The following is a 24012-nucleotide window of genomic DNA, read 5'->3' on the forward strand; positions in this document are numbered from 1 at the left end:
ACAGGCCGCCACCCTAGCCAGTCAACGGGGTCAGAAACCGCACAATTTGATGACAGGTTTGTAATCAAACCCAGAGGTAGGGCATGCAGGTGTTGTTAGTGGAAGACCAGCCGCAACTGGCGCAGCTCATGGCCCAAGGCCTGGACGAGGCCGGTTTCGCCGTGGAAGTCGCGGCCAATGGCATGGCGGCGCAGCGCTTTGTGGAAAGCACCGAGTACGATCTGGTGATTCTCGACGTGATGCTGCCAGGGCTGAATGCCTGGAAATTGCAGCAGGCGATTCGGCACAAGGGCGATACGCCGGTGTTGTTCCTGACCACGCCGGGCGGTATCGAAGATCGCCTGCGTGGGTTGGAATTGCATGAGGATGACTACCTGCTCAAACCGTTTGAAGCCAAGGCGTTGGTGGCGCGGGTGAGGAAGTTGTTGCGGCGCGATCGTGGGCGCTGACTGATCCGGAACTTGCAGTGCCTGGACCATTGCTATCGGGGGCAAGCCCCCTCCCACCTGTTGAAATGCGTTCCCCTGTGGGAGGGGGCTTGCCCCCGATGAGGCCATGACCCTCACCCCACATCTACCTACCGCAACCCATCGCGAAACTGCCCCGGCGTCACCCCCGTCCATCGTTTGAACGCCCGATTGAAACTGCTGGTATCGGCAAACCCCAGCAAATGGCTGATCTCGGCCAACGAGCACTGCGGGTCCCGCAAGTGCAGCAGCGCCAGGTTCTGCCGGCACTCATTGAGCAGCGCATCAAACCGACAGCCTTCATCCGCCAGGTGCCGCTGCAAGCTGCGCAAACTCAAGTGCAGCGCCTGGGCAATCCGCTCGGCGCTCGGCTCGCCGTCGGGCAGTTGCGCTTCTATCGCGGCGCGTACCTTGCGCTCCCAGGTCAGCGGTTGCAGCTGGGCGAGGGTGCGTTTGAGCACGGTTTCGTTGTGTTCGGCCAGCTCCGGGTTGGCGTCGTCGAGATGGCTGTCGAAGTCCTGCGCGGCGAACTCCAGGCAGTCATCGACGGCGCCAAAAAAGACCGGTGCGCGAAACACTGCGTGCCAGGGCTTGGGGTCAACCGGTTCCGGACGCCTTAGATAAACGGCCAAGGGCGCGTAATCCCGGCCCAGGCGATTGCGGCAAGTGCGCACATAGATCGCCGCAAATGCATCGATGGCTTCCAGTGCCGGCGCCGGGCTGCCTTGAGGTTGCAGCAGGCGAAAACGGTAGCGCTCGTCGTGCCGCGTCAGCTCCAGCGTCAGCGCATCGCTGACCACCTGGTGATAACGCACGATGCGCTCGAACACTTCGCGCAGGCTGCCGCTGGCCACCAGCGCGTAGCCCAACGCATGAAACGTGGTGGGGCTGACAAACCGCGACACCCGCAACCCAATCGCCGGATCCCCGCTGGCCTGCACCGCCAGTTCCCACAGGCGCGTGGTCGCCGACAGCGGGTAGCGCGCATTGGGGTCGTCCATCTGCTGCGGGTCGAGCCCGGCCTGGATGCACAACGCGGCGCTGTCGAGGCCCAGGGCGTCGAGCTGCTTGCGCAGGGCGCGGGTCCAGCTGGCGAGGGACGTGGGTTCGGTCATGGCGATTGGCGCTTGCGGTCAACAGGTTGGCGTGCGGGGCTGCTGCCCTGACGTACCGCGTGAGTCAGGATGCATCCATCAATAAACAGAGGATGGAAGCATGGACGGTACTTCTGCAAGTCCCCAGCAGATGAACGCGCAACAGCGTTCCGCGCAGATCCGTGAAGTGGTACTGGCCGAAGGCGTGCGCTTGCGCCGGCAGCACCCGTGGTTGCTGCATCAGGACGCCTTGGGCGCGGGCATCCTGGCCTTTGCGCTGCTGGGCATGATCGGCTCGGCGGCGCTCTACATTACCGGGCATATGGCCTGGTGGGTGTGCCTGCTGCTCAACGCCTTCCTCGCTTCGCTGACCCACGAGCTGGAACACGACCTGATCCACAGCATGTACTTTCGCAAACGGCGTGTGCCCCACAACCTGATGATGGGCCTGGTGTGGCTGGCGCGGCCCAGCACCATCAACCCGTGGATCCGCCGCCACCTGCACCTCAACCATCACAAAGTCTCCGGCACCGAGACCGATATGGAAGAGCGCGCCATCACCAACGGCGAGCCTTGGGGCTTGGCGCGTTTGCTGATGGTAGGCGATAACGTGATGTCGGCGTTTATCCGCATGCTGCGCGCCAAGACATGGGGCCACAAATTCAAGATCCTCAAACGCTCGCTGCTGGTCTACGCACCACTGGCGCTGCTGCATTGGGGCGCGTGGTACATCTTCCTCGGGTTTCATGCGGCCAACGGCGTCGCCAGCCTGTTGGGCGCGCCGGTCGAGTGGTCCGCCGGCACGTTGCAGATGATGCAGGTGATCGACATCGCCGCCGTGGTGATCATCGGCCCCAACGTGCTGCGCACCTTCTGCCTGCACTTTGTCAGCTCCAACATGCACTACTACGGCGATGTGGAGCTGGGCAATGTGATCCAGCAGACCCAAGTGTTGAACCCCTGGTGGATGTGGCCGTTGCAGGCGTTTTGCTTCAACTTCGGCAGCACCCACGGGATTCATCATTTTGTGGTGAAGGAGCCGTTCTACATCCGCCAGATGACCGCCAAAGTGGCGCATAAGGTGATGGCCGAGATGGGCGTGCGGTTCAATGACTTCGGGACGTTTGCGCGGGCCAATCGGCTTGGTTTTCCACCGCCAGCAGCGTTTCGATCAGCGCCTTCGCCGCAGGCGACAGGCGAGCCCCAGCGCGGGTGATCACCCCGCAGCGGCTGTTCAGGCTTTCCAAGGCATGAGGCACGTTGCGCCAGTGCAGCACGTTCAATTCGCCACTGGCCAAGGGGGCGGCGAAGGCTTCTTCGGCGCCCAGGCCGATGGTGTCTGACTGGCGCACGATGACAGCCAGCGCGGCAAACTGCTCCAGCTCGATAGCGGGGGCAAAGTCGATGCGCCCGCTGAGGTTGGCCAGCAGTTTTCGAATGCCTGGTGCGATCAACGGCGTGGCCAGTGGATAGTCGAACAGGTCATTGGTCGACAGGCTGTCCTTGGCCAGCAACGGGTGTCCGGCGCGGCAGAAGAACACGCTGCGCCGAGACGAGAGCGCTTGGGTCTGGAAGTTCGGGTCGGCTTCGAAGTGGCGCACATCGGCGATGAAAAATTCGATCTCTTCACGGCTCAGGCTGCGCCCGAGCCTTTCCCAGTTATCCACCTGCAACACGCTGCGTACCTTGGGGTGGGCGGTGATGAGCCGTGCCATCGCTTGGGGAACCAGGTTGACCGCTGCCACTGCATCGCTGCCGAAGCGCACCTCACCGGCATCCAGCTTGGTCATGCGTGTGACTTCATGGCTGAGCCGGGCGGCGCCTTGAACCAGGCTCAAGGCATGTTGCAACACCACCTGGCCTTCGGGGGTGGGGCGCAAGTCCTTGTGCGCGCGGTCTACCAGTATGCAGCCGAATTCCTGCTCAAGGCCCTGGATGCTGCGGCTGAAAGCCGGTTGGGTAATGCCCATGGCATCGGCGCCGCGCACAAAACTGCGGTACTCATTCAACGCGATGAAGTAGCGCAGTTGGCGAAGGTCCATTGTGTGCCCGACATCCTGTAGGAGAACCGGGATTTTAAGGGGATTGCTTATTCCGTCAACGAAGCTATAGCGATTTTGCTAGACCTTAAACGCATATCTATAGAGCAGGCGCCGTGCGGTAGGTGGCCGGGCTGAACACCCGCGTCACCACCAGCATCGTCACTGCGGTCAACGTCAGGACCACCCAGGCGCTGGCAAAACTGCCGGTGATTTCGCGCAGCCAGCCGGTCATCCATGGCGAAATCGCGTTGATCAAAAAACCCACGCCCTGCACGAAGGCCGCCAGTTGCCCGGCTTGGCGCGGGTCGCGATGGTGGTCGAGGGTCAGCAGCAGGCTCAGGGCGAAACACGCACCCAGGCCGAAGCCGCACAACGCTACCCACACATGGGGAAACTGCAGCGGCGCCAGCAGCAGCCCGAGGTAACCCACCGTTTGTGCCAACAGGCTGACCCAGAGCAAGGGGCGGCGGTCGATACCGCGTTGCGCCAGCATCGGCATCAGCAGTGCGGCGAGCACCTGGAAGATGGTCATGAACGCCAGCAACGAACCGCTGGGCAGCACGCCCCAGCCCAGTTGCTGATAGTAGGCCGGCAGCCACGCCACCAGGCTCATGTAGCCGCAATTCACCAGCCCGAAATACACCGCCAGCAGCCAGGCCCGACGATTGCGCAGGCCCTTGAACGCCGGCACCACCTGCGGGTTTTTCGCCGCACCCAAGGGCAGCCACACCCATAGCAGCAAGGCGCCCAGCGCCGGCAACAGCCACACGCCCAAACCTGCCTGCCATTGCTGGAAGTGTGTGGCCACCAATGGGCTGAGCAGCGCTGCCAGCCCACCACCGGCCATCAGCGAGGCCGAATACACGCCCATCGCCACCGGCACACGGTGACGAAATTCGCGTTTGATCATCGCCGGCACCAACGCCTGGATCAGCGCTACCCCGGCACCGCCGAGCAACGCGGTGACCAACAGCGCCGAGCCCTGGCCCATCAGCCAGCGCGCGAGGCACGCCAGCAGAATCATCATCAAGCCCAGGGCGATGCCGCGCCGTTCACCGAGCTGCGCTTCGACGCGCACGCCCACCAACGCCACCAGCCCCATGCACACCACCGGCAGGCTGGTGAGCAGGGCGCTGCTCTGGAAACTCAGGCCGGTGGCCAAGCGGATTTCACCGAGCAACGGGCTGATGGAACTGAGGATCGGCCGCAGGTTCAGGCCCAGCACCACCAGCAGGCCCCAGCCGGCGAGGGATTTGTTGAGGGTCATGCAGCGCTCTTGCGGTGAGTAAATGAGGCGTGAGTATGGCCAGCGCCACAGGTATTCTGAAATTAAATATAACCATGCCAACCAGTGGTAAAGGGAATGATCATGTTCGATCCCGTGTTGCTCAGAAGTTTTGTGGCCGTGGTGGACTGCGCCAACTTCACCCGTGCCGCCGAGCGCCTGCACCTGACCCAATCCACCGTCAGCCAGCAGATCCGCCGCCTGGAAGACGCGGTGGCGTGCCAGTTGCTGGATCGCGACCAACGCCGCGTCGTCGCCACGGCCGAAGGCGAGCGCTTGCTGGCCTATGCGCGGCGCATCCTCGCGCTGCATGAAGAGGCCGCCGATGTGTTGATCAACCAGCAGAGCGACAGCGTGCTGCGCCTCGGGGTGCCGGAAGACTTTGCCGCCGAGCGCCTGATGCCGTTGCTCTCGGCCTTCGTGCTGGCGTATCCACGGGTGCGCCTGGAGGTCACCAGCGGTCTGGGCCCGGAGTTGCAGCGCCAATTTCGCAGCGGCGAGTTCGATGTGCTGCTGGTCAAGCAGATGGGCGACAGCGACGACTGCCTGGCCTCGTGGCCCGAGCCGCTGTGTTGGGTCGACAGCCGCAGCACGCCGTCGTTGGGCCGCGATCCATTGCCGCTGGTGGCGTTCCCGGTGGGCGGGCTGTACCGCAATGAAATGCTGCACCACCTGGAAGTAGGCGGCTGGCGCTGGCGCATCGGCTATTCCAGCGCCAGCCTGGCCAGCGTGTGTTCGGCGGTGGCGGCGGGGTTGGGCGTGAGCTTGTTGCCGCGCCGGGTGGTGCAGCCGGGGCATGTGGAATTGGGACCGGACAGCGGTTTGCCAGCGGTACAAGGCGTGCGCCTGGCGCTGTATGGCCGTAACGGCCTGAGCGCGGCGGGGCACACCTTGCAACGCCAGTTGCTTACGTTATGCGAACGTAGTGCCGCTTAGCGCTTTCTGACGTTTTCTGCATCACTGGACCTTGCTGTGGGTGGGTGGTGAGGGGCTCTCGGCGAAGCGCCACTAGCCCGTTGTGTGGTGAGCAACTCGGTGATGAGTTCCGTCGCTGCACCCTGCCCGAAGAGGTGACCCGCATCCTGGCGGGGACCGACGACCGATTGCCCGTCTTGGCCAGTGTAAGCCAGCGTTCCACCCAATACTTCTACAGCGCTGTGATAGCCATTACTGATCAGAAACGCAGCCGTGCCGGCGGCACGTGCGTAGCGCGCATCTCGTTCACCTGATAGCAAGTCGGCCATAGGGTTGTTAGCGAGGTTTGGGCGCTCTTTGAGCCGGTCCATGACTTCGGTATAAGGTCGCTTTTCCCCGCGTAACATGTCCCAGACCGCAAGTGTTTCTGCCTGGGTGCCGGACATGTGAGCGATCAACGGTTCCTCGGTATTGGCCACGCGCTCCTTCTGGAGTTGCGCCACATCCCATCGACTGGGAAGTAGCCTGTTAGATTCTATGCCCAGCAGATCGTCCGCCTCTTTACCCAGGTTGTGAACGCCGGTGCGAAGCGGTTGCGCATTCGGCGGTTTGATCCGCTCCTGTTTTTTTGCTGGGCCAATGGTGGCCGAGCCTCCCAGGGCAATGGTTGGCGCGATGGAATCGGCTGCCGAGTTTGGCAGGTCCAGCAGGCCGGGAATGACTTGTCGCAGTTGCTCATCCTGTTCTGCAGTGCGTTCAACGCCTGTAGTTGAACTGCCCAGGATTGCGCCAACGTCACCCATGAGTGCGATCAATATTGAGCGGTCTTTTGCCGTCGCGCTGTTGCTGCCTGCAGGTACGTCATCTATGAGGCGTTTGAGCGTATTCAGCAAGGCTTGTGGGCTCTCACCAGGCATTAGCCCTTCTGGCCCGAAAAGATGGCCACCCAGCGGCTTTTGCAGGTCACCCAGTCGACTGATCATGTCGTGTGCTTTGCCAGCCGCCAACCCCAGTTCTGCGCGTAATACGTCGCCTGGATGATAGAGAAGATCCCTGGCGGCGATCGTCTGTTGAAGTGCCAATTGCCGCGTACGTCCTCCTGGCGTGGTACGACTTGCCGGGTCGACGAAATCCGCTGCCTGATCATGTTGAGCGGCCTGGGACCCAGTCAACGGCAGCATTTGAATGACTGGCGAAGGTTCTGCACCGTACCTTCCCTTATCAATCAACGACTGTGCGCTAGGCGCCAGAACGGGCGCAGTTGCTGGCATCTGGTGGAGTCGCGTGACATCTGCACCGCCTAGCACTGCTTGATGACTAAGAGGCGAAGCATTTGAGGGCATATTCAGATACATAAGTTCTCACCGTTAATGTGAAGGCGTCTTTCTGTGGCTGTCTGCGCACCGTTAGTTCAAATGCAGTGCTCGCGCGGTTTCCGGCGCTGCTCAATTCGCGGCATGGAACTCTTTTTTCCTATCGGCCACTCTCTGTGTCACCGATATTTCACTGGGGAAATTCGGGTTTGAGGAAGGTTCCTGTGGTCGATGCAGCGCTGTTGATGGAGGCATTGAGCAAACGATTTGGTGGGAAATTTACCTTGCGAGAGGGGGTGTGCTCGTTGGGCAACTCTCAGCATCAGGAGGTTGTTGTGATTGAAATGCCTGCGGGCGAGGGCAGCGTGCTGCTGCACTGCATGATGAGGGTTCCTGGCATAGGGCCGCAGGCTTGGCGTCAGATTCTTGAGATGAACTTCCCGAGTGCGATGAATCCAGGTGGTTGGCTGGCCTTGGATAACGTCGGTGAACTGAGGCTGTGCAGCCTGATGCCGAAGATGGTCTTGAGCGAGGTGGTTTTCTGCGACTGGGTAGCGGGGTTCATGAAGGCAGCGCTCGAAATGCGTGATCGACTGACCCTGTTCTTATCGCCCTGTCGCCTCACCTAAATGATGCCTTTGAGGAATATTTTTCATGCCTGAAAAGCATTGAAAAAATGCACCTTGGCGCCAGCCCTTGCAGGCCGTGGCCTGGGCATTTACGTCAGGTTTATTTATTCAATTTAGATCTATGTATAACTTTAAAGATTACTTTAAGAGATAAGCGTCTGGCCCCGATGATTCAGCCCTCGACGGCCTTCCACGCAGGCCTGTCGGTTTTTTGTTTCAAAAACCGTAGGGAGTGAATCAATGGGCAATGTCCAGACCGCCGCCAGTGCACACGAGGCGCCATGGCGCCAGGCACCGGGTGGTGAGTTGGTCGACCTTGGCCGGCCGCATCGCGCGCCATTGGGGCAACTGCGGACGCAGAAGACGCCGAAGCGTTTTTCCAGCCGCCGCGAAGGGATTCTGCTCGGGTTGCTGGTGCTGGCCCTGCACGGTGCGGTGATCTATTGGGTGAGCCAGAAGGCCACACCGGTGCTGCCGATTGTGCCGCCGGAAATCCCGCCGATGACCATCGAATTTTCCCAGCCGGCGCCACCCGTGGTGGAACCGCCACCGCCCGCGCCGCCACCACCGCCGCCGCCGGTGGTCGAGCCGCCGCCACCTGTGGTGGATGAATTGGCCGCCAAGCCGGCGCCGAAAAAGATTCCCAAACCCAAGCCAGTTCCCAAGCCGGTGCCCAAGCCTGTCGCGAAACCGGTTGAGCAACCGCCGGCGCCGCCTGTACCTGCGCCACCCGCGCCCGCACCGGTCGCGCCGCCAGCACCCGCCCCGGTCACCCCGGCTTCGGCCAACGCCGCGTACCTGAAGAATCCGGCGCCGGAGTATCCGTCACTGGCCCAGCGCCGGGGCTGGGAAGGCACGGTGCTGTTGCGGGTGCATGTATTGGCCAGCGGCAAACCGGGTGAGATCCAGATCCAGAAAAGCAGCGGTCGCCAGCAACTCGACGACGCCGCACTGACCGCCGTGAAGCGTTGGAGCTTCGTGCCGGCCAAGCAGGGCGAAGTGGCCCAGGACGGCTGGGTCAGCGTGCCGATCGACTTCAAGATTCACTAACTATTGCGCTGCGGGGTGCTGCACACGCCGCGACTTGTACAGAGGGAACACACCATGGCATTAGCATCTCCACTTGAATCCATTGAAAGCGCGGTCATCTGGCTGCTGGTGGTCTTTTCGGTCGCCACCTGGGGCCTGGCCCTGCTCAAGGGCGTGCAGTTCGGGCGTCTCAAGGCCCAGGATCGCAAGTTCCACAAACAGTTCTGGGCGGCGTCGAGTCTGGATTCGGCCGCTGAACTGGCTGAAACGCAACCGGGCGCTGCGGCCCGTGTGGCCCAGGCCGGTTACGCCGCGATCCAGGTCGGCGAAACACCCCACGCGGCGGACTTGAGCCAGGCGATCAACCACCAGGACCGCCTCGAACGCGCCCTGCGTCAACAGATCGTACGCGAGCGCCGCTCCCTGGAAACCGGCTTGGCCGTGGTCGCGAGTATCGGCAGCACCTCGCCGTTTATCGGCCTGTTCGGCACCGTGTGGGGGATCATGGAAGCGCTCAAGGGCATCAGCGCCGCCGGTTCTGCCAGCCTGGAAACCGTGGCCGGGCCGATTGGCGCAGCGTTGGTGGCGACTGGCGTCGGTATCGCCGTCGCGGTGCCTGCGGTGCTGGTCTACAACTACTTCCTGCGTCGCCTGAAGCTCACGGCGGCCGATCTTGATGACTTTGCCCACGACTTCTACAGCCTCGCGCAGAAAAACTCCTTCCGCGTACTGCTGCACCCGGCGCTGAACAAAGCCAATGCCGGCAACCCGCAAAAAGTGAAGGAGGCGTCCTGAGATGGCCTTCTCCACGCAAGACAGTGATGAGGTACTGAGCGAGATCAACGTTACGCCGCTGGTGGACGTGATGCTGGTGCTGCTGGTGGTGTTTATCGTCACCGCGCCGCTGCTGACCAACGCGATTCCGATCAACCTGCCCAAGACCGAGGCCGTGGCCCCGGTCGAGCAAAAAGACCCGTTGGTGGTCAGCATCGACGGTGCCGGCAAGCTGTTTATCAACAAGGACGAAATCCAGCCGGACCTGCTGGAATTCAACCTGCAGGCGGCCAAGGCCAAGGATCCCGATGTGCGGGTACAACTGCAGGCGGATGACGGAGTGAACTACGGCGAAGTGGCGCGAGCCATGGCGTCTATCGAACGCGCGGGGATAACCAAGCTGTCGGTGATTACCGCCCGTTGATTGCAAAAGCCTCGACAATTTTTTGGCCGTCTCCTTGGCAGGGTGCGGCCTTTTTTTTGCCTCGACTTCAGCAATACCACAGATTCAGAGTGAACCAACCCCAGCGATTTGCGGATACCGGATTTCAACTTCACGCTGAAACTTTCCAGCGCTTTCTTTAAGCCAGCCAATCAACCGAGCAATATCAGGTTCCGATTGCCGTCCGTTGCGACAAATAACGTAGTACGCCGCCGGCGACATCAGCACCGGCCCGCCGAGTGTGACCAACGCGCCCTCTTCCAACTGGTCATACACCAACGCTGTCCTGGCCAGTGCAATCCCGCCACCCTTAACCGCCAGGCTGATTGCCAGGCTGGAGTCCGGAAAGCGTGGCCCATGGTGATAAGGCGCAGCCGCCAGGCCCTGAAACGCAAACCAGCTTTCCCACCCCGGACACACCTGATCGTCCACGCGGTGAATGAGTGGATACTGCGCGATATCAGTCAGCGGAATATCGCCATTGGCACGTTGAAATTCTGGCGAGCACACCGGGAACACGGCATCTCGCATCAGCAGTTCGGCATGATGATCCGGATAGTCGCCGTACCCCATCACAATCGCGACATCGAACTGATTAGCGCCGAGATTGGCGCTGTTCATGTCCGCACTGGTTAATACCAGGTCGAGGTTGAATGAAGCATCGGTGTGGGAACCATGCATTCTGGGGATTAGCCAGGTGGAACACAGAGAAGACGTGCACGAGAGGTAAAGCGGCTGGGACTTGCTCGGATTAAGTGTGTGCAAAGCCGCCTCAAGGGCTTGGAAAAAACCATCTGCAACCGGCAACAAAACGTGCCCCGCTGCCGTGAGGTTCACGCCCCGAGAGTGGCGCTCAAACAACTGCACGCCCCACCACTCCTCAAGCCCCGCAATTTGATGGCTTATCGCACTGGCGGTCAGATTCAACTGCGAGGCGGCGCGCGCAAAACTTCCCGTCTGTGCAGCACTGACAAAGGCTTGCAGCATGGGAGTAGGTGGCGGACGTTGGCCCATCAGGTGCTCACTTTGATCAAGATGATCCCGCAAACAATGACGAACGCCGAAAGCATCCGCCGCCAGCCGAACTGCTCGTGAAAAAACAGCGCGGCAATGATGGCGCCGATAATAACACTGGTTTCCCGCAGCGCTGAGACCTTGGCCACCGCGTCCAGCGACAGCGCAAACAGCACCAGGCCGTAGGAAGTGAGGTACAAAACGCCGCCCATGACGCCGACCTTCCAATGGTTGCGAATGGCCTCTGCGAATGCCACACGCTTTTTGATAACCGCCAGCGCCGGAATCGGAATGCTCTGGAATACCGTCAGATAGAGAATGTATTGCAGTACCGTCTCACTGGCTCTTACACCCTTGGCATCCACCACTGTGTAGGACGCGATGAACGCACCCGCACACACCGCCATCACGATCGGTTTGAGCATACGCGCGGTCATCTTGCGCACGAATGTCAGGCTGATAATGCCGGCACAGATCAGGAACACGCCTGCCATTGCGTAGGGCGATAGCTGCTCATGGAGCAGAAAGTAGGAAAACAGGGCAACTAAAACCGGTGGCACCCCGCGCATGACCGGGTAGACCTGCCCGAAGTCGCCGGTCTCATACGCCTTGATCAGAAACAATCGATAGGCCGTGTTGAGCACCACGGAAACCAGCACATAGCCCCACACCTGCGGGCTTGGCGCATTCACCAGCGGCAGCGCCCCCAGGCAGATCAGCAGCGCCGTACCATCGACCATGGCCAAGGTCATGAAGCGACTGCTCCCCGCCCGGACGACCGCGTTCCAGGTGGCATGCATGAAAGCGGAGATCAAAACGAGGGTGATCGCGATGTCGGAGTTGTCCATGGGGCTCGGGCGGGCGGGGAAATGAAGGCGGCTATTTAACGCAGCCAAGTGTGATGGCCAGAAGCGAAAGCTCGTCAGTGCTGCCATTAAAATCCGTCATGGCTTGTAAAGGGCCAGCAAGTCATATCCCTTTAAATTGCAGGACGTTTCCGAGACAATCCCCGCCGCCTTGTGGCTGTTGGAATGGATGGCTAGTCTTCGGCCCGTCGCTGGTTTTCAGTGATCGGGTTTAGCAGCCTGAGTTCAATAGGCACACGGTTCACATCCGCGTTTATGGCGGCTGTGCGTGGGGCACCCTCGGGTGCGCTGGTGTTCCTATTGGCCAGTCTGCTAACCCGCGTACAGCTGCCACTTATCGTTTAGCAGCGTTAGTGGTCGCTCCCATGTTCAATAGGAGTTACACCATGACCAAAGCACTTCCCGATCCACCCCTCGATTGTCTCGTCGCCAACGAAAATCTCAGTTTCGAAGACGCCCAACTTTATATCGCTCACCTGATCCACAGCGCCTCGGCCACCGTATGGGACTGCTGTGAGCACCTGCAGCCGCACGACCGCGCGAAAATCCATGCGGTGTGGCATTTGCTGGAAATGGCCAAGACGGTGGTAGATCGCACCATCGACTGTATGCCTCGGACCCGTCACGCGAGCTGAAAACGAGTGCAATTCCAATGTGAAATCCGATCAATGTGGGAGGGGGCTTGCCCCCGATGGCGGTGTATCAGTCAGCTTATCTGTAGCTGACCCACTGCAATCGGGGGCAAGCCCCCCTCCCACATTTGGATCTGCAGGGATAATGGATTTTTGGTTATTAATAAATAGCTTCTTATTCCTTAACGAATATAAACCCCGTCCCTATACTGTCCTACAACGTTAAACGCTGCAGGAGGGCACACCCATGCACAGCGAGTCGATTCGTTATCTGATCGTGCCGGGCTGGCAAGGATCGCCAGAAGATCATTGGCAAACCCATTGGCAAAACAGCTTGCCCAACAGTGCGCGGGTGGAGCAGGCCGACTGGTTCACCCCGCGTCGCGAAGACTGGGTGGCTGCGCTCGCCGAGGCCATCGCCGCCGACAGTACGCCGGTGATTCTGATCGCCCATAGCCTGGGCTGCATCACCGTGGCCCATTGGGCTGCCGCCGCGCCGTTGCAGTACCTGCGGCAGGTGCGTGGTGCCTTGCTGGTGGCGCCCGCCGATGTCGAACGCCCGGCCTGCTCTGCGGCCCTGCGCAACTTCGCACCCATCCCGACCGATCTGCTGCCGTTTCCCAGCCAAGTGGTTGGCTCCGACAACGACAGTGCCGTCAGCGCCCCGCGTGCGCTGGAACTGGCGCGTAATTGGGGCGCCGAAGCCGGCATCCTCTCCGGCGCTGGCCACATCAATGTGAAGTCCGGTCACCAGCGCTGGGAGCAGGGTTTCGCCTACCTCTATCGCCTGCAAAACCGCCTTGAGCACCACGCCCGGCGTAGCGCATAAATTTTTTCAACGCCCCCGTCCCTGAGTGGATTGGGGCGGGAGCCTGCCATGAGTCATGAAACCTTCGGCCAGCCGTTGCTGACCTTCCCCGACGCCGAAAAGAGCCCGCTGAGCATTCGTGCCAAGGCGCTGGTGTTTGTCGACCCGCGTTCGCGGCAACTGCGCGAAGACCTGGAAAACCTCGCCCCCCGAGCCTTGCCGGTGTTGATCCGTGGCGAGACCGGCAGCGGTAAAGAGCTGCTGGCGCGGCATATCCACCGTGGCAGTGATCGCACCGGGCTGTTTGTCTCGGTCAACTGCGGCGCGATCAGCCCGACTTACGCCGATGCCGAGTTGTTCGGCTACGCCGCCGGCGCCCACAGTGGAGCCGCCAGCAGCCGGGCCGGTTGGTTTGGTTCGGCCAATGGCGGCACCTTGTACCTGGATGAGATCGGCGACTTGCCGCTGCCGATCCAGGTCAAATTGCTCGCTGCCCTGGAAAACCACGAAGTCACCCGCGTCGGCGCCCATCAGCCGAGCCCGGTGGACGTGCGCCTGGTGGCCGCCACCAGTATCGACCTGGCCCAGGCCGTGGCGGCGGGCAAGTTTCATGAGCGGCTGTTCCATTACTTGAGCGAAGGCCGACTCGACTTGCCGGCGCTGCGCGAGCGGGTCGGCGACATCCTTTCGCTGGCCGAGTACTTCCTCGGCATCTACAGCCAGCGCCTGGACCTGCCAGTGCCGCTGATCAGCGATGCGGCCCAGCGCGTCCTCGAACACCACAGCTGGCCGGGCAATACCCGGGAACTTGAGAACGTCATTCACTTTGCCCTGCTGGTCAGCAGCGGCGACGAGATTTTGCCCGAGCATTTGAACCTGCCGGCGGCGGGCTCACCGTTGGAGCAAGTGCAGCGGATTTTCAACAGTGCCAGTCTTGCCGAGCAGGAATCATTGCGAAAATTCCTACATGAGCAAAATGGAATATCAACGTGAATAAAAGATATTGTTCGGGAATAAAAAAACTAGGTATTGTCCGTTTCACGCCGCGATAGCACTTCGCTGGCACACCACATAACAACGGTCGTCACCGACGCCCCGGAATTCCGATAAGGACACTGCATGAAAAAGGTTCTGTTGTTTACCGCTCTGGCGGCTGCCCTGACTGCCGGTTTCGCCCAGGCCAACGAGAAACTGGTGGTGGCCGCCACCCCGATCCCGCACGCCGAGATCCTGGAGCTGATCAAGCCAACCCTGAAAAAGGAAGGCGTGGACCTGGAAATCAAAGTGTTCACCGACTACGTGCAGCCGAACGTGCAAGTCGCTGAGAAACGCCTGGATGCGAACTACTTCCAGACCCTGCCGTACCTGGAAAACTTCAACAAGGGCAAGGGCACCAACCTCGTGACCGTGGTCGGCGTGCACGTTGAACCTTTCGGTGGTTACTCGAAAAAGATCAAGAAAATTGAAGACCTGAAAGATGGCGCCACGGTTGCCATCCCGAACGAAGGCTCCAACAGCGGCCGCGCCCTGTTGCTGCTGCAAAAGAACGGCGTGATCACCCTGAAAGACCCGACCAACGCTCTGGCCACGCCCAAAGACATTGCCAGCAACCCGAAACACCTGAAATTCAAAGAATTGGAATCGGCCCTGCTGCCACGCGTACTGGACCAGGTTGACCTGGCCTTGATCAACACCAACTACGCCCTGGAAGCCAAGCTGAACCCGGCCAAGGACGCACTGATCCTGGAAAGCTCCGACTCGCCTTACGTGAACTACCTGGTGGCTCGCCCGGACAACAAGGACAGCGACGCGATCCAGAAACTGTCCAAGGCCCTGACCAGCCCGGAAGTCAAAGCCTTCATCGAGAAGAAGTACAGCGGCGCGGTCGTGCCGGCGTTCTGATGTAAGTAAAAACCCCCTTCAAGGTTTCAACGCCGATGGCTTGTAGAGCGTCGGCGTTTTTTTATGCCTGAAACCTGGAGTGCAATTCAAATGTGGGAGGGGGCTTGCCCCCGATTGCAGTGTGTCAGCCAGCATATTTATCCCTGACCCACCGCCATCGGGGGCAAGCCCCCTCCCACAGTTGACCCAATTGCCCAACCCGCGAATCCGGGGGTTAGGTTTTTGCGTGATATCAATATGCTATTTTGGTATTTAAACTTTGCTTTTTATACCTTTAAAGTTCGCGCTACCCGACGTTACCCACGTCGGAATGGACGGCGCTCGCGGCATTACCCATGCGGCGATATGGACTCACGATGACCTTCGATTTCGCATTTATCCTCAGCACCTTGCCGGCGTTTTTGAAAGCCGTGGGGGTGACGCTGCAAGTCGGCCTGATTGCCATTGCCACCTCGCTGCTGGTGGCACTGATCAACGCCGCGCTGCTGGTGTTTCGCACGCCCTACCTGTCGCGCCTGGTGGCGCTGTACGTGGAGCTGGCGCGTAACACGCCGCTGCTGATCCAACTGTTTTTTGTTTACTTCGCGCTGCCGGCCCTGGGCTTCAATATCTCCGGGTTCTGGGCGGCGATCATCACCATGACGTTCCTGGGCGGCGCCTACCTCACCGAGGTGCTGCGTGCCGGTGTGGAAGCGGTGCCGCTGGCGCAGATCGAGTCGGGCAAGTCCATCGGCCTGTCTGACTGGCAGTTGCTGCGCCATGTGATCCTGCCCCAGGCCGGCATCCTCAGCCTGCCGGCGCTGTTCGCCAATTTCATCTTCCTGCTCAAGGAGACCACCGTGGTCTCCGCCGTGGCGGTGCCGGAGATTCTCTACACCACCAAGAGCTACATCGCCCTTTACTACAAGACCTACGAAATGCTCGCCGTGCTGACGCTGATTTGCGTGCTGTTGTTTTTGCCGCTGTCGCTGTTGCTCAGCCGCCTGGAAAGGAGGCTCCAGCATGGCCAGTTCGGGTCTTGAGTTGTTGTGGGTGTCGTTGCCGCAATTGGGCAAGGGCGCTGCACAAACCCTGTCGATCTCGTTTTTGAGCATTGCCTTCAGCACCATCGGCGGCGTGTTGTATGGCGTGCTGCGCACGTTGAATAACAAGCTGATCAACGCAGTGCTGCGGGTGTACCTGGAGTTGTTCCGGGCGATCCCGGTGCTGGTATGGCTGTACTTGCTGTTTTTTGGCCTGCCGATTTTCTTCGGCTTGAGCATCCCGAGCTTCTGGTGCGCGGTGCTGGTGCTGTCGCTGTGGGGCGCCAGCGAGGTGGGCGAGGTGGTGCGCGGCGCCTTGCATTCGCTGCCCCGTGGCCAGCGAGAAGCGGGCTTGTCGATTGGCCTGTCGGACCCGCAGCTGTACGGCTACGTGCTGCTGCCCCAGGCCCTCAAGCGCATGACTCCGCCGACCATCAACGTCTACACGCGCATCATCAAGACCAGCTCCCTGGCGGTGCTGATCGGTGTGGTGGACGTGATCAAGGTCGGCCAGCAAATCATCGAACGCACCTACGAGTCGGTCCTGATCTACGGCGTGCTGTTCCTGTTTTTCTTCTTTATCTGCTACCCGTTGTCGGCCGCCTCCAAGGTGCTGGAACGGCGCTGGGCCCAAGCATGAGCGCATTGATCGAGTTTCAGGGTTTCAACAAATTTTTCGGCGAGACGCAGGTGCTCAAGGGCATCGACCTGAGTGTGCAAAGCGGCGAAGTGGTGGTGATCCTCGGCCCCAGCGGCTGCGGCAAAAGCACCTTGCTGCGTTGCCTCAATGGGCTGGAAGTGGCCCACAGCGGCAGTCTGCGGTTTGCAGGTCGCGAGCTGCTGGGCAAAAACACCGACTGGCGCCAGGTGCGCCAGGACATCGGCATGGTGTTCCAGAGCTACCACTTGTTCCCGCACATGAGCGTGCTCGACAACATCCTGCTCGGCCCGCTCAAAGTGCAAAAACGCGACCCCCGCGAAGCCCGCGAGCAGGCCGAAAAGCTGTTGGAACGTGTCGGTCTGGCCGACAAGCGCGATGCCTTCCCGCGCCAGCTCTCCGGTGGCCAGCAGCAACGTATCGCCATCGTCCGTTCGCTGTGCATGAACCCGCAGGTCATGCTGTTTGACGAAGTCACCGCCGCCCTTGACCCGGAAATGGTCAAGGAAGTGCTGGAAGTGATCCAGGGGCTGGCCCGCGATGGCATGACCCTGCTGATCGTCACCCATGAAATGGCCTTCGCCCGCGCCGTCGCCGACCGCGTGGTGTTTATGGAGGCCGGTCGCATCCTCGAACACAACACCCCCGAGGCATTCTTTACGAACCCGCAAACCGCACGCGCGCAGCAGTTCCTGGAGAAGTTCTCCTTTGTTTCAACACTGCCCAAGAAAACCAAGGAACTGGAACTGATATGAAAAAACTACTGTTGCCACTGTTGGCCGTCGTCTTGCTGGCCGGCTGCGATAAAAAGGCCGAAGAGCCGGTAAAACCTGCGGCCGTCAGCTACATCGACAAAATCAAGGCGCGGGACAAGCTGATCGTTGGGGTCTTTACCGACAAACCACCGTTTGGCTTTGTGAACGAAGCGGGCCGTTACGTTGGCTTCGATACCGACATCGGCCGTCAATTCGCCAAGGACCTGCTGGGCGATGAGAACAAAGTCGAATTCGTCGCCGTGGAACCGGCCAGCCGCATTCCGTTCCTGCAAAGCGACAAGGTCGATTTGATCCTCGCCAACATGACCGTGACGCCGGAACGCAAGGAAGCAGTGGACTTCACCAACCCCAACCTGAAAGTCGCGGTACAGGCCCTGGTGCCTAACGACAGCGCGATCAAAAGCCTGGATGACCTGGCCACCCGCACCACCATCGTCACCACTGGCACCACCGCCGATATCTGGCTGACCAAAAACCACCCGGACTGGAAACTGCTCAAGTTCGAGAAAAACTCCGAGTCGCTGCAAGCACTGTCGGCTGGCCGTGGCGATGCCTACGCCCAAGACAACCTGGTGCTGTTCAGCTGGGCCAAGCAGAACCCTGGCTATCGTGTGCTGGAAGAGAAGTTAGGTGATGAAGCGCCGATTGCGCCGGCGGTGAAGAAGGGCAATGTCGAACTGCGCGACTGGGTGAACGCCGAGTTGGCCAAGCTGGGTGAAGAGAAGTTTTTGCTCAAGCTGTATGACCAATATGTGCGTAAAGAACTGAGCGATGAGACCAAGCCGGAGAGCGTGATTGTTGAAGGCGGGAAGTGGCAGGGCTGATTCTTCATTGATGCTACTGGCCGCATCGGGGGCAAGCCCCCTCCCACATTTGACTGTATTCACACATCAGAATCTGTGAACCCAACCCATTTTGGGAGGGGCGATGCGACGATTCGACTTGCCCCCGATGAGGCCAGTGAAATCACCTCAAAACGTGCTGGCCCATGCAGATAAGGAACCCTGAACTAAGCTCACAGTCGCATACACACTGGCACATCGCATCGCGCACAAGGAGTCTGCATGGGCGGTCGTATTTCCACTTGTATTGTCGGCCTGGGTTTAGTGGTGTTGCTGAGCGCTTGCGGCCAGGAAAAGGCCGAACCCAAGCAGCATTCCCGGGTTTTTGTGCAAACCGTGCAGTCGGCGGATTTTGCCGCGGCGGTCACACTGACCGGGGATATCCAGGCCCGTGTGCAAACCCACCTGTCCTTTCGCGTCGGCGGCAAGATCATCCAGCGCATGGTGGATGTGGGTGACCGCGTGACCGCCCGGCAAGTGCTGGCCAAGCTCGATCCCAAGGATTTGCAGACCAACGTCGATTCCGCCCAGGCCCAGGTCGTGGCGGAGCAGGCGCGGGTCAAGCAGACGGCGGCGGCCTTTGTGCGCCAGGAAAAACTGCTGCCCAAGGGCTACACCAGCCGCAGCGAATACGATGCCGCCCAGGCCGCGCTGCGCAGCAGCCAAAGCGCCCTGGCCGCTGCCCAGGCTCAACTGGCCAATGCCCGCGAGCAACTGGGCTACACCTCGCTGATCGCTGAAACGCCCGGTGTGATCACCGCTCGCCAAGCGGAAGTCGGCCAGGTGGTGCAGGCCACTGTGCCAATTTTCAGCCTGGCCAGCGACGGCGAGCGTGATGCGGTGTTCAACGTTTACGAATCCCTGCTGGTGGAACCGCCGCCCGATGCGCCGATCACCGTCAGCCTGTTGGATAACCCGAGTATCAAGGCCCAGGGCAAAGTCCGTGAAGTCACGCCTGCCGTGGCGGCCAACACCGGCACGGTGCAGGTGAAGATTGCGCTGCAATCGCTGCCCAAAGGCATGCAGCTCGGTTCGGTGGTCAGCGCCACCGCCAATGGGCAGGCCAAGCGGAGCGTAGAGCTGCCGTGGTCGGCGTTGACCAAAGACTTGAGTGAACCCGCGGTGTGGCTGATCGATGGCGACGGCAAGGCGCAACTGCACAAGGTCACGGTGGCCCGTTACCTCACCGGCAAGGTCATCATCGGCGATGGCCTTACAGGCGGTGAAAAAGTCGTGGTAGCCGGTGGGCAATTGCTGCACCCCGGCATGCTGGTCGAGATTGCCCAGCAGGGAGCCCAGCCATGAAGCGTCTGACGCTAGCCCTCGCCGCCAGCCTGCTGCTGGCGGCCTGCTCCAAGGAAGAGGCGCCGCCCGAGCCCGTGCGCCCGGTGCTGTCCATGGAAGTGAAGGCCGAAGACCAGGAAACCCTCGGTCGCTTCGCCGGCACCATCCAGGCGCGCTATGAAAGCAATCTGGGCTTTCGCGTGCCGGGACGTATTGCCCGCCGCGCCGTGGATGTGGGGGCTGAAGTGGAGAAGGGCGCCTTGCTCGCTGTGCTCGACCCCACGGATCAGCAAAACCAATTGCGCGCCGCCCAAGGCGACCTCGCTCGCGTCCAGGCGCAATTCATCAATGCCCAGGCCAACGCTCGTCGCCAGCAGGAATTGTTCAACCGTGGCGTCGGCGCCCAGGCGCAACTGGATATCGCCCAGACCGACCTGAAAACCACCCAGGCCTCACTCGACCAAGCCAAGGCTTCGGTCAACCAGGCCAAGGATCAGCTCAACTACGCCGAGTTGCGCACCGACCACGCGGGCATCGTCACCGCCTGGAACGCCGAGGCTGGCCAGGTGGTCAGCGCCGGCCAGCAAGTGGTGACCCTGGCGCGCCCGGACATCAAGGAAGCGGTCATCGACCTGCCCGCCGGCCTCGCCGAGCGCCTGCCACCTGACGTGGTGTTCCTGGTCGCCAGCCAGTTGGACCCCAGCGTCAACACCACCGCCATCGTGCGTGAGATCGAACCCCAGGCCCAAAGCGCCACCCGCACCCGTCGCGCCCGGCTGACCCTGAGCGATACGCCTGCCGCATTCCGCCTGGGCACCGCCATCAGCGTGACCTTGAGCACGGCCATCGCGCCGCGCCTGGAATTGCCCCTCAGCGCCCTGCAAGACGTCGACGGCAAGACCCGCCTCTGGATCCTCGACGCCCAAAGCCAGACCGTGCAACCGCGTGATGTCAGTGTCGTCAGCCGGGACAGCCACAGCGCGGTGCTCAACGGCGGCGTCAAACCCGGCGAACGTGTCGTCACCGCTGGCGTGAACAGCCTGAAGCCCGGGCAAAAAGTCAAAATCGACGAGGACAGCCCGCGATGAAAGGGAGCTTCAACTTATCCGACTGGGCCCTCAAGCATCAGTCCTTCGTGTGGTACCTGATGTTCGTCGCGCTGTTGATGGGCGTGTTCTCGTACATGAACCTGGGCCGCGAGGAAGACCCTTCGTTCACCATCAAGACCATGGTGATCCAGACCCGCTGGCCAGGCGCGACCCAGGAAGAAACCCTCAAGCAGGTCACCGACCGCATCGAGAAAAAACTCGAAGAACTCGACTCCCTCGACTACGTGAAAAGCTACACGCGGCCGGGCGAGTCCACAGTGTTTGTATTTCTCAAGGACACCACCAGCGCCAAGGCCATCCCGGAAATCTGGTACCAGGTGCGCAAGAAGATCGACGACATTCGCGGCGCCTTCCCCCAGGGTTTGCAGGGGCCGTCATTCAACGACGAGTTTGGCGATGTATTCGGCTCGGTCTATGCCTTTACCGGCGACGGCCTGTCCATGCGCCAGTTACGCGACTATGTGGAGCAGGTGCGCGCCGAGATCCGTTCAGTGCCGGGGCTGGGCAAGGTCGAGATGATCGGCCAGCAGGACGAAGTGATTTACCTGAATTTCTCCACGCGCAAACTGGCCGCCCTGGGCGTTGACCAGCGCCAGGTGGTGCAGAGCCTGCAATCGCAGAACGCCGTGACCCCGGCGGGCGTGATCGAGGCCGGGCCGGAGCGGATTTCGGTGCGCACGTCGGGGCAGTTCGCCTCGGAAAAGGACCTGGCCAACGTCAACCTGCGGCTCAATGACCGTTTCTATCGCCTGGCGGACATCGCCGAGATCAGCCGCGGCTACGTCGACCCGGCGCGGCCGATGTTCCGGTTCAACGGCAAACCGGCGATTGGCCTGGCCATCGCCATGCAGAAGGGCGGCAATATCCAGTCGTTCGGCAAGGCCCTGCACACCCGCATGGACGAACTGACCGCCGACCTGCCGGTGGGCGTCGGGGTGCACAAAGTCTCCGACCAGGCTGAAGTGGTGGAAGAGGCCGTCGGCGGCTTTACCAGCGCGTTGTTTGAAGCCGTGATTATTGTGCTGGTGGTGAGCTTTATCAGCCTCGGCATGCGCGCCGGGTTGGTGGTGGCGTGTTCGATTCCGCTGGTCTTGGCGCTGGTGTTCGTGTTCATGGAATACAGCGGCATCACCATGCAGCGGGTGTCGCTGGGCGCGTTGATCATCGCCCTCGGCCTGTTGGTGGACGATGCGATGATCACCGTGGAGATGATGATCACGCGCCTGGAAAAGGGCGAAACCAAGGAGCAGGCCGCGACCTACGCCTATACCTCGACGGCGTTCCCGATGCTCACCGGTACCTTGGTGACCGTCGCCGGTTTCGTGCCGATTGGCCTCAACGCCAGTTCGGCTGGCGAGTACACCTTCACCCTGTTTGCGGTGATTGCCGTGGCGATGCTGGTGTCGTGGGTGGTGGCGGTGCTGTTTGCGCCGGTGATCGGCGTGCATATCCTCAGCGCCAAGGTCAAACCCCACGACGCCGAGCCTGGGCGCATCGGGCGCGCCTTCAACGGCGGCATGCTCTGGGCCATGCGCAACCGCTGGTGGGCCATCGGCATTACCGTGGGCTTGTTCGTCGCTTCGGTGTTCTCGATGCAGTTCGTACAGAACCAGTTTTTCCCGTCGTCGGACCGTCCGGAAATCCTCGTCGACCTCAACCTGCCGCAAAACGCCTCGATCAACGAGACGCGCAAGGCCGTTGACCGCCTGGAAGCGATCATCAAGGACGACCCCGACATCGCACGCTGGAGCACCTATATCGGCCAGGGCGCGATTCGGTTCTATCTGCCCCTCGACCAGCAGTTGGAAAACCCGTACTACGCGCAGTTGGTGATCGTCAGCAAAGGCCTGGAAGAACGCGGCGAGCTGATTGCGCGCCTGCAAAAACGCCTGCGTGATGACTTTGTCGGCATCGGCAGCTTTGTGCAGCCCCTGGAAATGGGCCCGCCGGTGGGGCGTCCGATCCAGTATCGCGTATCCGGCAAAGACACCGACCAGGTGCGCAAGCACGCCATCGAACTGGCGACGCTGCTGGATAAAAACACCCATTTGGGCGAGATCATCTACGACTGGAATGAGCCCGGCAAAGTGCTGCGCATCGACATCGCCCAGGACAAGGCAAGGCAACTGGGGCTGTCGTCGGAAGACGTGGCCCAGCTGATGAACAGCGTGGTCAGCGGCGCGTCGGTGACCCAGGTGCACGACGATATCTACCTGATCAACGTGGTCGGCCGTGCTGAAGACGCCGAACGCGGCACCCCGGAAACCTTGCAGAACCTGCAGATCGTCACGCCCAACGGTACCTCGATCCCGCTGCTGGCGTTCGCCACCGTGCGTTACGAACTTGAGCAGCCGCTGGTGTGGCGTCGCGACCGCAAGCCGACCATCACCATCAAAGCCTCGGTGCGTGACGAGATGCAGCCGACGGATCTGGTCAAGCAGCTCAAGCCCGAGATCGATAAATTCAGCGCCGGTTTGCCGGTAGGTTACAAGGTCGCCACGGGCGGTACCGTGGAAGAAAGCGGCAAGGCCCAAGGCCCGATCGCCAGCGTGGTGCCGTTGATGCTGTTCCTGATGGCGACCTTCCTGATGATCCAGCTGCACAGCGTGCAGAAGATGTTCCTGGTGGCCAGCGTGGCGCCGTTGGGCCTGATCGGCGTGGTGCTGGCGTTGATCCCCACGGGTACGCCCATGGGCTTTGTGGCGATCCTGGGCATCTTGGCGCTGATCGGCATCATCATTCGCAACTCGGTGATCCTGGTGACGCAGATCCACGAATACGAAGTGGCCGGCTACACGCCGTGGGATGCGGTGGTGGAAGCCACCGAGCACCGGCGTCGCCCGATTTTGCTCACGGCCGCAGCGGCCAGCCTGGGCATGATCCCTATTGCGCGTGAGGTGTTCTGGGGGCCGATGGCGTACGCGATGATTGGCGGGATTATCATCGCCACCTTGCTGACGCTGCTGTTTTTACCGGCGCTGTATGTGGCCTGGTACAAGATCCGCGAGCCCAAGCAGGAGCAACAGGAAAACCGCAGTTAAAAATGTGGGAGGGGGCTTGCCCCCGATGGCGGTGGGTCAGTCAAAGTTGTTCTAACTGACCCACTGCC

General features: G+C 61.0%; 24 protein-coding genes. 18 read left to right on the forward strand and 6 right to left on the reverse strand.

The window, feature by feature from the left end:
• Positions 1-83 precede the first annotated feature (83 nt).
• On the forward strand, positions 84-449 hold the full coding sequence (locus tag AB3G88_RS00950) for a response regulator transcription factor (protein ID WP_099584364.1): 366 nt from the start codon (positions 84-86) through the stop codon (positions 447-449).
• Between the two features lie 128 nt (positions 450-577).
• Here the strand turns inward: AB3G88_RS00950 and AB3G88_RS00955 are convergent, their stop codons facing one another.
• On the reverse strand, positions 578-1582 hold the full coding sequence (locus AB3G88_RS00955; protein WP_112192921.1) for an AraC family transcriptional regulator: 1005 nt from the start codon (positions 1580-1582) through the stop codon (positions 578-580).
• A gap of 100 nt (positions 1583-1682) precedes the next feature.
• On the opposite strand from AB3G88_RS00955, the gene AB3G88_RS00960 reads away from it, so the two are divergent.
• Positions 1683-2777, forward strand: coding sequence for a fatty acid desaturase (locus tag AB3G88_RS00960; RefSeq protein ID WP_480452810.1), 1095 nt, complete (start codon positions 1683-1685; stop codon positions 2775-2777).
• Here AB3G88_RS00960 and AB3G88_RS00965 read toward each other — a convergent pair.
• Positions 2668-3603 carry a LysR family transcriptional regulator gene (locus tag AB3G88_RS00965; protein WP_158876565.1) on the reverse strand — a complete coding sequence of 312 codons (936 nt, stop codon included), beginning with the start codon at positions 3601-3603 and terminating at the stop codon, positions 2668-2670. The genes AB3G88_RS00960 and AB3G88_RS00965 overlap by 110 nt on opposite strands.
• A 97-nt stretch (positions 3604-3700) precedes the next feature.
• Complete coding sequence (locus AB3G88_RS00970) at positions 3701-4870, reverse strand: CynX/NimT family MFS transporter (RefSeq protein ID WP_480452812.1); 1170 nt, start codon at positions 4868-4870, stop codon at positions 3701-3703.
• 102 nt (positions 4871-4972) lie between these two features.
• Between AB3G88_RS00970 and AB3G88_RS00975 the strand changes: the two genes are divergently transcribed.
• Positions 4973-5824 carry a LysR family transcriptional regulator gene (locus AB3G88_RS00975; protein WP_480452814.1) on the forward strand — a complete coding sequence of 284 codons (852 nt, stop codon included), beginning with the start codon at positions 4973-4975 and terminating at the stop codon, positions 5822-5824.
• Here the strand turns inward: AB3G88_RS00975 and AB3G88_RS00980 are convergent.
• Entirely contained in the window at positions 5821-6885 is a 1065-nt protein-coding gene (locus tag AB3G88_RS00980; RefSeq protein WP_480452816.1) for a hypothetical protein, read from the reverse strand. The two genes, AB3G88_RS00975 and AB3G88_RS00980, sit on opposite strands and share 4 nt — an antisense overlap.
• 455 nt (positions 6886-7340) lie before the next feature.
• Here AB3G88_RS00980 and AB3G88_RS00985 point away from each other — a divergent pair, with 455 nt between their 5' ends.
• From AB3G88_RS00985 to AB3G88_RS01000, 4 genes are all read left to right on the forward strand, one after another.
• The gene (locus tag AB3G88_RS00985; RefSeq protein ID WP_480452818.1) at positions 7341-7745 is read left to right on the forward strand and encodes a CesT family type III secretion system chaperone; all 405 of its coding nucleotides are present in this window, start codon (positions 7341-7343) and stop codon (positions 7743-7745) included.
• Between the two features lie 240 nt (positions 7746-7985).
• Complete coding sequence (locus tag AB3G88_RS00990; protein ID WP_112192924.1) at positions 7986-8795, forward strand: energy transducer TonB; 810 nt, start codon at positions 7986-7988, stop codon at positions 8793-8795.
• A gap of 54 nt (positions 8796-8849) precedes the next feature.
• Entirely contained in the window at positions 8850-9569 is a 720-nt protein-coding gene (locus tag AB3G88_RS00995) for a MotA/TolQ/ExbB proton channel family protein (RefSeq protein WP_099584371.1), read from the forward strand.
• A gap of 1 nt (position 9570) precedes the next feature.
• Positions 9571-9972 carry an ExbD/TolR family protein gene (locus tag AB3G88_RS01000; RefSeq protein ID WP_010565408.1) on the forward strand — a complete coding sequence of 134 codons (402 nt, stop codon included), beginning with the start codon at positions 9571-9573 and terminating at the stop codon, positions 9970-9972.
• An 84-nt stretch (positions 9973-10056) separates the two neighbouring features.
• Here the strand turns inward: AB3G88_RS01000 and AB3G88_RS01005 are convergent, their stop codons facing one another.
• Positions 10057-11004 carry a LysR substrate-binding domain-containing protein gene (locus AB3G88_RS01005; RefSeq protein ID WP_480452821.1) on the reverse strand — a complete coding sequence of 316 codons (948 nt, stop codon included), beginning with the start codon at positions 11002-11004 and terminating at the stop codon, positions 10057-10059.
• Positions 11004-11852 carry an EamA family transporter gene (locus AB3G88_RS01010; RefSeq protein WP_191960492.1) on the reverse strand — a complete coding sequence of 283 codons (849 nt, stop codon included), beginning with the start codon at positions 11850-11852 and terminating at the stop codon, positions 11004-11006. The genes AB3G88_RS01005 and AB3G88_RS01010 overlap by 1 nt, the downstream gene beginning before the upstream one ends.
• 404 nt (positions 11853-12256) lie before the next feature.
• Between AB3G88_RS01010 and AB3G88_RS01015 the strand changes: the two genes are divergently transcribed.
• From AB3G88_RS01015 to AB3G88_RS01065, 11 genes are all read left to right on the forward strand, one after another.
• Positions 12257-12505: a hypothetical protein gene (locus AB3G88_RS01015; protein WP_191947065.1), complete on the forward strand. Its 249-nt coding sequence runs from the start codon at positions 12257-12259 to the stop codon at positions 12503-12505.
• 244 nt (positions 12506-12749) lie between these two features.
• Positions 12750-13331 carry an alpha/beta hydrolase gene (locus AB3G88_RS01020; RefSeq protein WP_099584373.1) on the forward strand — a complete coding sequence of 194 codons (582 nt, stop codon included), beginning with the start codon at positions 12750-12752 and terminating at the stop codon, positions 13329-13331.
• 48 nt (positions 13332-13379) lie between these two features.
• Positions 13380-14303: a sigma 54-interacting transcriptional regulator gene (locus tag AB3G88_RS01025; RefSeq protein WP_480452825.1), complete on the forward strand. Its 924-nt coding sequence runs from the start codon at positions 13380-13382 to the stop codon at positions 14301-14303.
• 126 nt (positions 14304-14429) lie between these two features.
• On the forward strand, positions 14430-15212 hold the full coding sequence (locus AB3G88_RS01030) for a MetQ/NlpA family ABC transporter substrate-binding protein (protein WP_099584375.1): 783 nt from the start codon (positions 14430-14432) through the stop codon (positions 15210-15212).
• 356 nt (positions 15213-15568) lie between these two features.
• Positions 15569-16234, forward strand: coding sequence for an amino acid ABC transporter permease (locus AB3G88_RS01035; RefSeq protein ID WP_003187615.1), 666 nt, complete (start codon positions 15569-15571; stop codon positions 16232-16234).
• Positions 16215-16874: an amino acid ABC transporter permease gene (locus AB3G88_RS01040; RefSeq protein WP_112192932.1), complete on the forward strand. Its 660-nt coding sequence runs from the start codon at positions 16215-16217 to the stop codon at positions 16872-16874. The genes AB3G88_RS01035 and AB3G88_RS01040 overlap by 20 nt, the downstream gene beginning before the upstream one ends.
• Positions 16871-17647: an amino acid ABC transporter ATP-binding protein gene (locus tag AB3G88_RS01045; protein WP_112192933.1), complete on the forward strand. Its 777-nt coding sequence runs from the start codon at positions 16871-16873 to the stop codon at positions 17645-17647. The genes AB3G88_RS01040 and AB3G88_RS01045 overlap by 4 nt, the downstream gene beginning before the upstream one ends.
• Positions 17644-18492 carry a transporter substrate-binding domain-containing protein gene (locus tag AB3G88_RS01050; RefSeq protein ID WP_480452828.1) on the forward strand — a complete coding sequence of 283 codons (849 nt, stop codon included), beginning with the start codon at positions 17644-17646 and terminating at the stop codon, positions 18490-18492. The genes AB3G88_RS01045 and AB3G88_RS01050 overlap by 4 nt, the downstream gene beginning before the upstream one ends.
• Positions 18493-18732: 240 nt before the next feature.
• Positions 18733-19815 carry an efflux RND transporter periplasmic adaptor subunit gene (locus AB3G88_RS01055; RefSeq protein ID WP_480452830.1) on the forward strand — a complete coding sequence of 361 codons (1083 nt, stop codon included), beginning with the start codon at positions 18733-18735 and terminating at the stop codon, positions 19813-19815.
• Positions 19812-20882, forward strand: coding sequence for an efflux RND transporter periplasmic adaptor subunit (locus tag AB3G88_RS01060; RefSeq protein ID WP_480452832.1), 1071 nt, complete (start codon positions 19812-19814; stop codon positions 20880-20882). Before AB3G88_RS01055 ends, AB3G88_RS01060 begins: the two co-directional genes overlap by 4 nt.
• Entirely contained in the window at positions 20879-23944 is a 3066-nt protein-coding gene (locus AB3G88_RS01065; protein ID WP_480452834.1) for an efflux RND transporter permease subunit, read from the forward strand. Before AB3G88_RS01060 ends, AB3G88_RS01065 begins: the two co-directional genes overlap by 4 nt.
• Positions 23945-24012: the final 68 nt, after the last annotated feature.

The sequence above is a fragment of the Pseudomonas arvensis genome (assembly GCF_056688935.1).

Coding starts and splice junctions, on each gene's coding strand:
- AB3G88_RS01000 (WP_010565408.1), top strand. CDS start 9,571: ATGGCCTTCTCCACGCAAGACAGTGATGAGGTACTGAGCGAGATCAAC.
- AB3G88_RS00995 (WP_099584371.1), top strand. CDS start 8,850: ATGGCATTAGCATCTCCACTTGAATCCATTGAAAGCGCGGTCATCTGG.
- AB3G88_RS01015 (WP_191947065.1), top strand. CDS start 12,257: ATGACCAAAGCACTTCCCGATCCACCCCTCGATTGTCTCGTCGCCAAC.
- AB3G88_RS01055 (WP_480452830.1), top strand. CDS start 18,733: ATGGGCGGTCGTATTTCCACTTGTATTGTCGGCCTGGGTTTAGTGGTG.
- AB3G88_RS01065 (WP_480452834.1), top strand. CDS start 20,879: ATGAAAGGGAGCTTCAACTTATCCGACTGGGCCCTCAAGCATCAGTCC.
- AB3G88_RS01040 (WP_112192932.1), top strand. CDS start 16,215: ATGGCCAGTTCGGGTCTTGAGTTGTTGTGGGTGTCGTTGCCGCAATTG.
- AB3G88_RS01005 (WP_480452821.1), bottom strand. CDS start 11,004: ATGGGCCAACGTCCGCCACCTACTCCCATGCTGCAAGCCTTTGTCAGT.
- AB3G88_RS01010 (WP_191960492.1), bottom strand. CDS start 11,852: ATGGACAACTCCGACATCGCGATCACCCTCGTTTTGATCTCCGCTTTC.
- AB3G88_RS01060 (WP_480452832.1), top strand. CDS start 19,812: ATGAAGCGTCTGACGCTAGCCCTCGCCGCCAGCCTGCTGCTGGCGGCC.
- AB3G88_RS00990 (WP_112192924.1), top strand. CDS start 7,986: ATGGGCAATGTCCAGACCGCCGCCAGTGCACACGAGGCGCCATGGCGC.
- AB3G88_RS00975 (WP_480452814.1), top strand. CDS start 4,973: ATGTTCGATCCCGTGTTGCTCAGAAGTTTTGTGGCCGTGGTGGACTGC.
- AB3G88_RS00955 (WP_112192921.1), bottom strand. CDS start 1,582: ATGACCGAACCCACGTCCCTCGCCAGCTGGACCCGCGCCCTGCGCAAG.
- AB3G88_RS01020 (WP_099584373.1), top strand. CDS start 12,750: ATGCACAGCGAGTCGATTCGTTATCTGATCGTGCCGGGCTGGCAAGGA.
- AB3G88_RS01050 (WP_480452828.1), top strand. CDS start 17,644: ATGAAAAAACTACTGTTGCCACTGTTGGCCGTCGTCTTGCTGGCCGGC.
- AB3G88_RS00950 (WP_099584364.1), top strand. CDS start 84: ATGCAGGTGTTGTTAGTGGAAGACCAGCCGCAACTGGCGCAGCTCATG.
- AB3G88_RS01025 (WP_480452825.1), top strand. CDS start 13,380: ATGAGTCATGAAACCTTCGGCCAGCCGTTGCTGACCTTCCCCGACGCC.
- AB3G88_RS01035 (WP_003187615.1), top strand. CDS start 15,569: ATGACCTTCGATTTCGCATTTATCCTCAGCACCTTGCCGGCGTTTTTG.
- AB3G88_RS01030 (WP_099584375.1), top strand. CDS start 14,430: ATGAAAAAGGTTCTGTTGTTTACCGCTCTGGCGGCTGCCCTGACTGCC.
- AB3G88_RS01045 (WP_112192933.1), top strand. CDS start 16,871: ATGAGCGCATTGATCGAGTTTCAGGGTTTCAACAAATTTTTCGGCGAG.
- AB3G88_RS00970 (WP_480452812.1), bottom strand. CDS start 4,870: ATGACCCTCAACAAATCCCTCGCCGGCTGGGGCCTGCTGGTGGTGCTG.
- AB3G88_RS00965 (WP_158876565.1), bottom strand. CDS start 3,603: ATGGACCTTCGCCAACTGCGCTACTTCATCGCGTTGAATGAGTACCGC.
- AB3G88_RS00960 (WP_480452810.1), top strand. CDS start 1,683: ATGGACGGTACTTCTGCAAGTCCCCAGCAGATGAACGCGCAACAGCGT.